Annotated in this window: 5 protein-coding genes; 1 reads left to right on the top strand and 4 read right to left on the bottom strand. The window is 61.5% G+C overall.

What is annotated here, in order from left to right:
* Nucleotides 1–4 precede the first annotated feature (4 nt).
* Entirely contained in the window at nucleotides 5–907 is a 903-nt protein-coding gene (locus EUV02_RS02305) for a carbamate kinase (protein WP_135244602.1), read from the top strand.
* 551 nt (nucleotides 908–1,458) lie between these two features.
* Here EUV02_RS02305 and EUV02_RS02310 read toward each other — a convergent pair.
* The 4 genes from EUV02_RS02310 to EUV02_RS15585 all read right to left on the bottom strand — a co-directional run.
* Nucleotides 1,459–5,634 (bottom strand): nSTAND1 domain-containing NTPase, encoded by a 4,176-nt coding sequence (locus EUV02_RS02310; RefSeq protein ID WP_135244603.1) that lies wholly within the window; start codon nucleotides 5,632–5,634, stop codon nucleotides 1,459–1,461.
* Nucleotides 5,631–7,409: a CHAT domain-containing protein gene (locus EUV02_RS02315; protein WP_135244604.1), complete on the bottom strand. Its 1,779-nt coding sequence runs from the start codon at nucleotides 7,407–7,409 to the stop codon at nucleotides 5,631–5,633. Before EUV02_RS02315 ends, EUV02_RS02310 begins: the two co-directional genes overlap by 4 nt.
* A 28-nt stretch (nucleotides 7,410–7,437) precedes the next feature.
* Entirely contained in the window at nucleotides 7,438–10,662 is a 3,225-nt protein-coding gene (locus tag EUV02_RS02320) for a caspase family protein (RefSeq protein WP_135244605.1), read from the bottom strand.
* Nucleotides 10,663–11,042: 380 nt separating this feature from the next.
* Nucleotides 11,043–11,804, bottom strand: a 762-nt coding sequence (locus EUV02_RS15585; protein ID WP_166430465.1) for a WD40 repeat domain-containing protein, incomplete at its 5' end; no start/stop codon positions are given.

Consider the following 11,804-nt stretch of genomic DNA (forward strand, 5'->3'; position numbering starts at 1 on the left):
CACGATGCGGCTGGTCATAGCGCTCGGCGGCAATGCGCTTCTCAAGCGCGGCGAAATCTTGTCGGCAGATAATCAACGACGCAACATGGCCGTTGCGGCGGCAGGGCTGGCGGCGGCGTGCGACGGGCACGAAGTGGTCATCGTCCATGGCAACGGCCCGCAAGTCGGCCTGCTCGCGCTCGAGGCCGACGCCTATGCCGATGTGCCGCCTTACCCGCTCGACATGCTCGGCGCTGAATCGCAGGGTCAGATCGGCTACGTCATCGTCCAGGCGCTACGCAACGCGCGGCCGGGGCGCGCTGTCGTCGCGCTGATCACCCAGACTGTGGTCAGCCGCGCCGATCCCGCATTCGCGCGGCCGACCAAGCCGATCGGTCCGGTCTACGCTGCCGACCGTGTCGCGGCACTTCAGGCCGAACATGGCTGGAGCTTCGCGCCCGATGGCAAGGCAATGCGCCGCGTTGTCTCTTCACCCGTCCCGGTTGAGGTGATCGAACTGGCAACGATCCGTCAGTTGATGGATTCGGGTGTCATCGTGGTATGTACGGGTGGCGGCGGCATTCCCGTCGAACGGCGACCCGACGACAGCCTCGCCGGCGTCGAAGCGGTGATCGACAAGGATCGGGCGGCGGCGCTGATCGCCGAACAGTTGGGTGCCGACCGGCTGATCCTGCTTACCGATGTCGACGCGGTCTATACAGGCTGGGGAACCCCCGGCCAGACCGCGCTCCGCAAGGTCCGCGCCGGCGACCTGCATCCGCAGGATTTTGCCGAAGGCTCGATGCGCCCCAAGGTAGAGGCCGCATGCAGCTTCGCCGAACGCTCTGGTCACCCGGCCGTGATCGGGGCGTTGTCGGCAGCACGCAACACAATCGAGGGATACAAAGGCACAGAAATTGCCGCATGAGTGCCTACCTCAGTACGGATTCAGCTTCATCGCCACAAGCGACACCATTGTGCCAATTCTCCAATAAAGGCGGTGCCCTGATTTGGCACGTGTAAGGTGTCACTGATCTTTGTTTGCCGAAATCCGTTGCAGCACCTCCCGCTTCGATCCGACGTCTAATTCAACATGGGAATGACCGCATCGGGGCCGATAGCGGAAAGGCAGGTTTCGGTCGATCGTTCTGGGATAGCTGCCATTGGCATTCGCCAAACCTGCCAGACAGCTAACGCCCCCGAAGCGGAATGCCCACTTTCCGGCACCGCTATTCATGTAACTGCCGCTCACGGCATGTGTCGAGCAGCTGCTTTACCCTACGCGCGTGCCAAGGGCTATTGCCCCATCGTAAAATATCTGCGGACTTTGCTGGAAGCGAATCTGGCATTCAGTTCCTGCAAAAGGTCATCGTAAGTCTTGTTGCCCAACAGGCGCGCAGGTATTGCCCTGCGACGCTGTCACGATGTCGGGGCTGAAGACGGCAAGGGCGACGGCATCTTCATATCCTACAAACGAACCTAGCGCGGCGGTGGCGCCTGGCGGCTTCGCCGTGATGCATTGGCGCTCTTGTCGTCGTCCTCCGGAACCACAGCATTGAGTTCGGCGCGGCTGGCCACCTGCGCGGTATTCGGCGCGGGCTTCATCGCAAATGGCAGCCACGCATAGAGCCGGCTGAACAAATTGGTCGGGCGGTCGGCGCACTGGATGTCGGCGCCGGCGGGCAGCCCGTAGCGAACGCGCTCTTCGGGCGTCAGGTTGCGCGGCTTTTGCCGGCAGGCGGCATCGAGCAGCGCCGTGTCGGTCAGCGTCGGTACCGTGACGATCCGCACGCTGCCGTTGGACATGCCACTGATGACGCTGCGGCTGTCGGCGGAGAATTGTGCCACCGTCACCGCGCTGTGATTGAACAGCGTCGCCAGCGGTGCTCCGTCGGCGCCGTCCCAAAGTCGCGTCGTGGCGTCGTTCGACGCCGTGACGATGCGGCGGCCGTCGGGGGAGAACATCGCGCTGGTGACGGCGCCGTTGTGCCCCGTCAGCGACGCGATCAACTTGCCGGTATCGGCGTTCCACAGCCGCGCCATATTGTCGGTCGACGCGGTGACGATGCGGTGACCATCGGGCGAATAGTGCGCCATGGTGACGCGTCCGCCATGGCCACCAAGCACGAAGCGCAATTCGCCGGTTGCAGCATCCCAGATGCGTGCGCTGGCATCGTTCGACGCGGTCAGCACGCTTTTACCGTCAGGCGCGAACTCGGCACCGGTCAGCGCTGCGGTGTGGCCGGTGAGCACGTGTTCGACCTTGCCGGTCGCGGTGTTCCAGATGCGTGCGGTCTTGTCGTTCGATGCCGTGACGATGCGGGCGCCAACGCCATCGAAAGCGGCCGTCCGGACGCCCAATTTGTGGCCGGTCAGGCGGTGCAGCACCGCGCCCGATGCGGCGTCCCACAGCGAGGAGCTATCGTCATCGGATGCGGTGACGACACGGCGGCCATCAGGCGAGAAAGTCGCAGTATTGATGCGGCCGCTGTGCCCCGACAGCTGTCGCACGAAGCTGCCATCGGTGGCCCAGATCCGCGCGCTGCGGTCGCTGCTGGCGGTCAACATGCGGCCGTCCTTCGCGAAGGCGATGCTGTTGACGCTCTTTGAATGCCCGACTTCTGCACCAGCCGGCTGCGACGGTGCACCGTCCACACCAGCCTGATGTGCGGTCAGAGATTTGATGAACTGACCATCCTGCACGCGCATCAATGCAAGCGCGCCACTCGTCGACGCGACCAGGCTGCGGCGGCCGTCGGGTGTGAAGGCCGCCGCGCTCACCGTTTCGGAGAACAGCGATGCCGTCAGCATTTGCCGCGTCGTATCCCAGATCCGCAGCTTGCCGTCAGCGGTCGCTGCCAGCAGGCGACGCCCATCCTGACTGAAGACAATATCGGAAACCGCGCCGTCGCCGTCGCCGAACTGCGCCGTCAGCGCGCCATTGGGCGCATAGAGTTTTACCAGATTGTCTTCGGATGTCGCCAACCAGCGCCGGTTGGGCGAGAAAATGAACAGGGGATCTGTTGAAATTGAGTGTCCGAGATCGACGATGGCAGTACCGCTCGCCGTCTCCCGAAACTGCGCCGTTCCGTCCATAAACAAAATTGCGATCGTTCTTCCCGAATGCGAAAACTGGCTCGAATAAACACCATTGTCGGCCGTACCGATGTCGGCAATATGCGCGCCGCGCTTGCTATCCCACAGCGTTGCCGGCGCGCTGTCAGGCTTGAGCAATAGGCGGGCTCCGTCGGCAGAAAAATTCGCTTCGATATAGAATGCATTAGCTGGCAACGGGATGCGCAGCACTGGCTTGCCGGTCTCGGTGTTCCAGACGGTGGCTTCCGCCTCTTCGGTCTGAGCAATGACCCGGCTGCCATCTGCCGAGTTGACCGGCGACATCAGAAATGCGTCACTCAAAGTTTGTAGAATTGCCTTGCCCGTGACGAGGTCGAAAACGCTGATAGAGCCATAGCGGCCGATAATCGTCAAACGCTTGCCATCGGTCGAGAATGTCGCTGTTCCGGGCTCTTCGTTACCATCAAGCCGCGCGATCAACTGTCCCGAGCCCGCATCGAAGATTGCGATGGGCACCCGGTCAGGCGTTTCCTCATTAAACACCACGATCCGATCGCCCGGGCCGAAAATTGCGCCGGCAATCGGCGTTTCGCCAGTCGCCAGCTTCATAACCGACTTTCCGGTCGCGGTATCCCACAGCACCGCACGACCATTGGTAATCGTCAGTCCACGGCTACCGTCGTTTGAGAATATGCCGGCCATCGACAGGGGGTCGCGCCCGTCGCCGGGCACCGGATTGAGGAGGAAGTTTTCCCCATTTTGGCACGAGAATTTATCGACGTCGCGTAGTGCAATACGTTTTCCGCTGGCAGTATCCCAAACCAGCGCCTTGCACGTTTCGACACCTTGCGTGGCGGCCGCTCCGAAAACACGGCGGCCATCTTTGCTGAAGCGAGCCAGCGCAAGCTGATAGCCCTTGATACCGGCAAGCAGTGTTTGGGCACCGGTCTCGACATCATGAACCGCGGCATCGCCTTCGCCCGACGCCGCCAGCACTTTCCGGCCATCGGGCGAAAAACTCGCACGCACCCTACCTTTCGTGCCGGTTTCGATGACCCGCAATTCACTGTTGGCGATCATGCCCGCCATCAGCGCCGCCCGATTGACGCCGTAGCTGTCGGCGTCGACGCGGTCACGCGGCAGCGCTTCGATGCCGAGCAGCAATCCGAGCGGGCCGTCGCTCTTCGCCGCTTCCTGCACCGCGCTTGCCGCCAGCATGCGGTGGCCCTGTTCGGCAGCATCGCGGCGGGCGTTGCGCGTCAGCCCGATCAACAGGATGATGACGCCGATTGTCGCCGCCACGATCAGGATCCGTGCAAGGCGGCTACGCCAAATGCTGCGTTGTACGAAGTTCGCCTCGTCGGCGGTCAACGCGATTTCATCGCGATAGGGATGGATGAAGGCAAGCTGTTCGCGGCTGAGCCAGCTGCCCATTTCGGCGTGCGCCGCCATGCCGTCGCGGATGACCTTGCGAACCTTGAGCAGGTTGCGGCTTTCGACGCTGCGACGCTCGGCGACGCGGCCCGCGAGGCTGTCGTGCGCGAGTTCGTAAAGGCCATCGACGTTGCGAACGAGGCGGGCGTTCTGCAGCGCGCTGAGCACGCCGTCGATGACTTTGTCGAACGCCGGCAGACGCTCAGTGAGTTCGGCGCGCGACAGCGGCGCCTTGGTGCCCTCAAGTGTCGCGAATTCCTCGATGATGCGCTGCACTGCATCCTTGTCGACATCGGGAAAATTGGCGTGGACATCGGCTTGAATTGCGCGGGTCTGTTCTTCGAGAAACTCTGCCATGACATCGCCGAGCGCGCCGGTTTCAGCGACCAGTGCATCGGTGAACACCATTGGTTCGGCGGTGCCGGCGCTGCGGAACAATTTGTCGAGATAGACCTGCAGATAGGCGAGCTGGACGCCGGTGCGCGGGTCGCTGATGTTGTCGATGATGTGCTGCGCGGTCACTTCCCCGTGTTCGAGCTCGATGCCCAGTGCCGCGGTCGTGCCGGTGATGACGCGCAGGATGTTGGTTTTGCTCATCGGCTCGACGCGCAGCCGCTTGTTGAACAGGCTCGGCACAGATTTTTCGAAGCGGTCGAGCAGCGCCAGATATTCCTCGCGCATGATCAGCACGATCTTGCACGCCATATCCTTCGCCAGCAGCGCCTGGATGCTGGCGATGAACTTGTCCTGTTCGTCGGTGCTGCCGAAGATGAACAGCTCCTCGAACTGGTCGAACAGCAGGTAGACCGGGCGCAGATGGTCGAGATAGAGCGATTCAACCGCCTCGACGATGCTGGCGCCGGCATCGATCGGCGTCGGGGCGGCGCGGCGGATTTCGGCGTCAAGCGAGGTGTTGATGTCGTCCTTGCGGCGCACGAGCACGGGCAGCCAGTCGGTCGGCTTGATGCGATTGGCGAGTCCGCACTGGATCAGGCTGGTCTTGCCGGTTCCCGACGGACCGTAGACGAGTAGCAGCCGCGTCTGGAATACCAGCGTGTAGAGCGCCTCGATCTCGGCCTCGCGGCCGAAGAAGATCGCTTTGTCCTCGGCGGCATAGGCATCGAGGAATTTGAACGGCGAGTTCATGCCGTCGCACCCGTTGGTCGCACGACGGTCGTGCGGAATTCCTCGAAAAGCGTCTTGGCCTGCGGGTATTTGTTGTCGCTGATCACCAGTTCGACATCGGCGTCATCGATTGCGGTGTAGTGAAAGCTGTCATCAGCAGCGTCGTGGTAGGCGAAGAAGTACAGCTTTGAATTGTCATCGCCGGTGAAGGCGTTCTCGTCGACGATGAACGGCGTCAGGTTGAGGTTGTCGGCGACCTGGTCGAGCGACTTGAACAGGATGACTGACTCATTGTCGCTGAAATCGGTGCGGATATTGACGTCATCCATGAAGCCCGCAGTGATGCGGTTGAGCAGCACGTATTTGTGGCTGTATTCGGGAACCTTGTGGCGCGACTTGATGAAATCGATGCGCTTGATCGTCGCAAGCTCATATTTGACGACGAAGGCAAAGTCGCTGAGCAGCACGCCGAGGTGCTTTTCGGCTTGCACGCAGAAGCTTTCGATCTCTTCGGCTGCTACCCGCCCGCGTGCCAGTTCGACCCGCATTTCCTCCATGAAGCGGTGTGCTGTATCGGTTTCCTCGTCCTTGAGCGCGGTATCGAAGTTGCCGCATTCGGGCATCCAGTGGGTGATCGCGTTGGCGCGAAAGATACCATCGATCGCGAGGATGAGGTTGAAATAGTCGAACGCCGGCGCGGTTTCGGCGGACAGACTCATGAACGCCGCGCATGGGGCCCATTGCTCGTCGGTAACCTTCAAGTCAGGGTTTTCGAAGCGCGCGTTCCACAACTGCGACACCACGGCAAACGCGAACAATTTGACCGCGGTGTCATAGGTCTGGACAATCTGCCGCAGTCGCGCGACGTCGATGCTGTTGGCCGCGAACAACTTGCGCAACTGCTCGCCGACCGGTGCCGGGAACGCATCGATGATCTGCTGGCGGACGATGCGCAGGTCGAGCCGGCGACCGGCCTTGGTGCCTTCGAGCACGCGCCCGAGTTCGTCGTTGAACGGGGCGACCGCATTGAACAGTGTCTGGATCAGTCCATCATTGACCGGCGCGCCCGACTTGGCCGACATTGCGGCGCCGCGAATGATGACCTGCCGGTCGGCGATTTCGGGGAGCTTCCACGACAGCGCTGCCGTCGCATCGGCGCCGGTATAGAGCCCCCACGTCAGTTCGGGACCGGCGGCGGGTGCGGCAGCACCGCCGACTTTGCCAATGCCGCGGAAGTCTGCGATCTGCCGCTTGTCGCCATATTTCGTCTTGATCAGGTCACGTGCGGCCTCGAACGCCTCGCCGATGGTCTTGCGCGTGCCGAGCGTGTCGTAAAATCGCACCGCAAAGTCGGTCGCCATCGCGTCGTTGATGGGGACAGCGGTGGCGATGACTGCCCTTACCCCGGCGGCCAACAGCGCCGCGACCTGCCCGCCGGTCGCGCAACCGTTGAGGAATACCAGTTGCAGAGCGGTTTCGCGGCCCAGGCGCTGTGCCAGTCCGCCGGCATTGGCCATCTCGGTCGCGCCGGTTTCGGCTTCGAGCAGCAAGGCGCTGCCGTTGGCATGGCCGCCGTAATGGAAGATCGCGACGCGCCCGGCATAGCGGTCGAACAGGTCAAAGAAGTCCTTGATCGACGTGCTTTCCTGCTTCCACAGCTTTATATAGCTTTTGTCGTCATAGTCCTGCAGCGCGCGCGACACCGCACCCCGCTCGACCTGAATGTTTTGGAGATAATCGTCCTGGTCGTTGGCGAACGCCAAAATGACAACCGGCGTCGTAATGGCATCACTCACAGCAACTCAGCCCCCGTTGCCCAGCACACTACCAGACGACATTGCCTAGCGCCTTTTGCCCATTCGCCGAAACAAAATAGTTGAGGTGGTGGCAGGCAATATTACTGCGCACCGGTACGGTCGCGCGGCCGGCGCCGACGCCGAGGATGCTTTCGACGCCGACGGCGATATCGTTGGGTTTTTGCGCGAACAGCATTTCGAACACGTCGTTCTGGCCGACCTTGGCGATCATCTTGGCGAAGAACGCGTCGGATGGCTCCTGATAATCGTCCACATTGCCCGCCAAGATGGTGTAGCGGATGCCGGGGTCGGCGCTGGTGTTGAGCGTCTTGATGAAGTCGCTGTCCGGGTTCATCTGTTCGAGCGCTGGGGTGACTTTGGCCGAGCGGTTAAGAGCCAGCATCAGCACGCTGGCAACCGGCACGACCGTCGGGATGTAGTTCATCGCCAGCCCCGTCAGCACCTTGGCAATCTTGCGCGCCCCGTCGATTTTCCCGAATGGCGAGCCATTGTTGGGGGTGCCGCACATGACGAGGTGGTCGACGGCATGCTTGCCGCCTTCGCGTTCGATGAACCAGCGCGACACCAGCCCGCCCATCGAATGCACCAGCATTGTCAGCGACTTGCCGTCATTGGCATCGATACCGACTTGCGCCAGTTGCGCCTGCAATGACCGCGCCGTGTCGGCGATCAGCGTATTGAGGCTTTCATAGTCATAGGTCAGCACGAGGTCGAACTTGTCGGCGACGCCGCATTCCTTGACGCCCGCCACCATGCCTTCGGTGTCGCCAATGATGCCGTGGACGAGCAGCAGGATGTTCTTTGCCGCCGCGACATGCTCGGCGATTTCGGTGGTGCGATAGGCGAAGCCGCCTTCGGGCAGATATTCGACACGTCGCAGCAGGTTGACGTTGCCGGCCTTGAGATAGGTCTTGAAGAAATACATCTTGATCGCGCCGGTCAGGCTGCGCGTGCTGATCGCGGCTGGTGCCAGTTCGCTGATGCTGATCTGCGTCTTGCCGGCATCATCCTTGTAGGCATCGCCGGCAAACAGCACATGCTCGCCGTCGAACACCAACGGCAGGATCGCCTCGTTCTCCTTCAGCGACACATTTAATTCGATGTGTAACGGATTGTCCCTGAGCGCCGAGCCATCGATGCCGGTGAGTTCGAGGACATTTTCGCCGGCAGTGCCGCGCGTGTTACTGAAGTTGACCATTTTGAGGCCTTGGCGTTCGAACGCCCGGTAGAAGTCAGGCGCGGCGCCGAGGCTGCGCGTCGGTGGTGTAGCGGCGCTGAGCGCGATGCTGGCGGTAACCGACGGATGGCCCTTGATGACAATACTGCCATTGGCGACCGCAACATCAGTGGTGCCGGTCGCAGCCATGCGGTGAACAAGGCGGATGCGGCAGTCGCGTGTGAACCATTCGTTGCTATAGGCGGCGACCGGGCGTGGGCCGGCACCACGTGTCGGCTCGCCGGCACGTCTCAGTTTATCCAACGTGACCTCGAGCGTGTCGATCCGAAACAAATAGTCATCGATCTGCTCGGTGGTGACGATCAGTTTGAAGTTCTCGAACGACAAGTTCTGATCGCCTCCGAGCCACAGTGAGTCTTCGAACAGCGGCACTTCATCTCCTTTACCAAGCCGCGCTGTTTTCCAGACTTGGACACCAAATTCCGCAGAATGGTAAACCAGCGTCATGTACAGCAATTGGCTGCTGCGGTTGGTAACCGTGATCTTGCCGTGCGTTTCTTTGCCGGGAAGCTCCACGACGATTGGTTGCCCATCGTCCACGACGATGCTTGCGTCGCCGAGCTCAGGACAGGAAAAGGCCAGCTCGACAAGTGAGGTATCCATCGCGGTGGCCGGATTGGCGAGGGCCAGGCTGCGTTCCCAGGCGGCGATATGCCGCAACGCGGGCAGCATCGCCGCTGCAGTTGCATCAGGCCTGGCGGCATCATAGGCAACATCATTGACGATGTTTTCCGTCGCGCGCTGGACGAGCTGCAAACTGCCCTCCGTCGCATGCAGTGCATAGTCGGTCGCTGCTGACGCCCCGGTCAGCACCAGCGGCGACACTTTCTCGGCGGAAAACGCCATCTCCAACGCTGCGCGCAACGCATCGTCGCCGTCAAACGCCAGCGCCATTGGCGCGACAGGCATGCTGGTAATTTCGGCGTAGTAGCGCATGCTTTCATCGCCGGCAAAATCGAGCTCGAGGTTACTAGTCTGCGCGCCGATTTGGACCGCGACGGCATTGCCCGCTCGCGTTCCTTGTGAGTCTTCGGGGTATAGCGCGAGCGTCACCCGTTTGCCCGGATCGTTCGGCAGGCCATGGACCGCACCGCATTTGAGCTCCCAGCCATCGCCGGTGTGCTGTACACTGTAACGCGTGCCAACCGCACGCACCTCGCGGCCCAGGAAGCCGGCGTTGGGATCGAAGTCGCCGATCGCTTCGAACTGCGGATCCTGGTCTTCAACATGGTCGAGAATGGTCGCGCGGCAGCGCACAAACAAGTCTGCATAGCTCAGATCACCATGCGTCCTGCCCAGGACTTCACACAAGGTCGTGGTGAAATAGCCGCTATGGTTGTCGGGGGCTTGTGTTTCCTGCGCCAGCTGGGTGCGGTCGCATGCTGCAAGCAGAATGTGCGGCGCCGAAGGGATGGCAAGTGACTGCCCTTGCGCCTTGCGCTTCGAATAATAGCCATCGATGTACGATTCGAGGGGCCGCGCCGTGGTGACCGGACTGGTCGCACGGGTGGCGGCGCCGAACATCTTGGCAGCGCTGCGTGTCCCCGATCCCGAATGGCAGCTATCGAGGATGATGGCGATTTGCGGCTCGTGCGCGGCAAGTTCGTTTATCAGTACTGCCATTTCCTTGTCGGCGAGGTCGTAGCCGCCGGGTAGCCGGCTGTCGAAGCACACACGGCCCTCATCAAGCCCGATCGGGAAGTATTCACGGAATTCGGGTGCCGATACCGATCGCGCGCCGTGACCGCTGTAATGGAATACCGCGACATCGCCCTTGCGCGCCTTGCCGAGATGCTTGCGGAAGCCATCGATGATTGCGGCCCGCGTCGCCTGTGCATCAGTCAGGATCTGCACCTCCAAGTCGTCGGCGGCGACCGACGCCTTGAGCCAAGCGTGCAAATTTTCGACATCAGTGACGCAGCCTTGCAGCTTGGCGACTTTGGTTTCAATCGGATAATCATCGATCCCGACCAGCAGCGCATAAGTCTTCGGCATATCATTCCCCCTCAGAAATCACACGGAAGCAACGTCGTTTTGAAGTCAGGCTAGCATGACTATGGGACAGATGTGGAACGATTATTTGAGGAATATTGCTCTTGAGATGATTGCCGGCGGTCGCAGCTTTAGAAGTGTTATGGGTGGAGCAGATGCAAAGGTGCAGGCTCCAAATGCGCTTCCTACAAACCGTTCGACGTCCGGTTTCGGTTTCCGTGAAAGCGCCAACCAATGTCGCAATTGGAGCGCTCGACAGACCGGCCGATCTCGACCGAAATGGGGCCGGAAGCGGAAAGTCCGGTTTTAGGTACCGCTGTTGGCATAGCTGCCGTTCACGGTTTGGGTCGGGCAGCAGCTTTGGCCCAAGCTCGAGCCAAGGGCTATTGCTCCCGCGTGAAATACTTGAGGACCTTACTGGAAGCGAATCTGTCATTCAGATCCTGCCAAAGGTCATCGTAAGTTTTGTTGCCCCACAGCCGCGCTGTCTTGTCATCCGACGCCGTCACGATGGTCCGGCCGTCGGGGCTGAAGGCGGCCCTGTAGACCGGGCCGTCATGTCCTACGAACTTTCGCAATTCGCGCCCGCTGGCCACGTCCCACAGCCGCGCGGTCTTGTCGTACGACGCCGTCACGATGGTCCTGCCGTCGGGGCTGAAGGCGGCACTGTAGACCCCATACTCATGTCCCACGAGCTTTCGCAATTCGCGCCCGCTGGCCACGTCCCACAGTCGCGCAGTGGAGTCGGGCGACGCCGTCACGATAGTCCGGCCGTCGGGGCTGAAGGCGGCACTGGAGACCCAGCTCTCATGTCCCACGAGCTTTCGCAATTCGCGCCCGCTGGCCACGTCCCACAGCCGCGCGGTATTGTCATACGACGCCGTCACGATGGTCCTGCCGTCGGGGCTGAAGGCGGCACTGTAGACCCCATACTCATGTCCCACGAGCTTTCGCAATTCGCGCCCGCTGGCCACGTCCCACAGTCGCGCAGTGGAGTCGGGCGACGCCGTCACGATAGTCCGGCCGTCGGGGCTGAAGGCGGCACTGGAGACCCAGCTCTCATGTCCCACGAGCTTTCGCAATTCGCGCCCGCTGGCCACGTCCCACAGCCGCGCGGTATTGTCATACGACGCCGTCACGATGGT

This window comes from Glacieibacterium arshaanense (genome assembly GCF_004681125.1).
GTDB lineage: Bacteria > Pseudomonadota > Alphaproteobacteria > Sphingomonadales > Sphingomonadaceae > Polymorphobacter_A > Polymorphobacter_A arshaanense.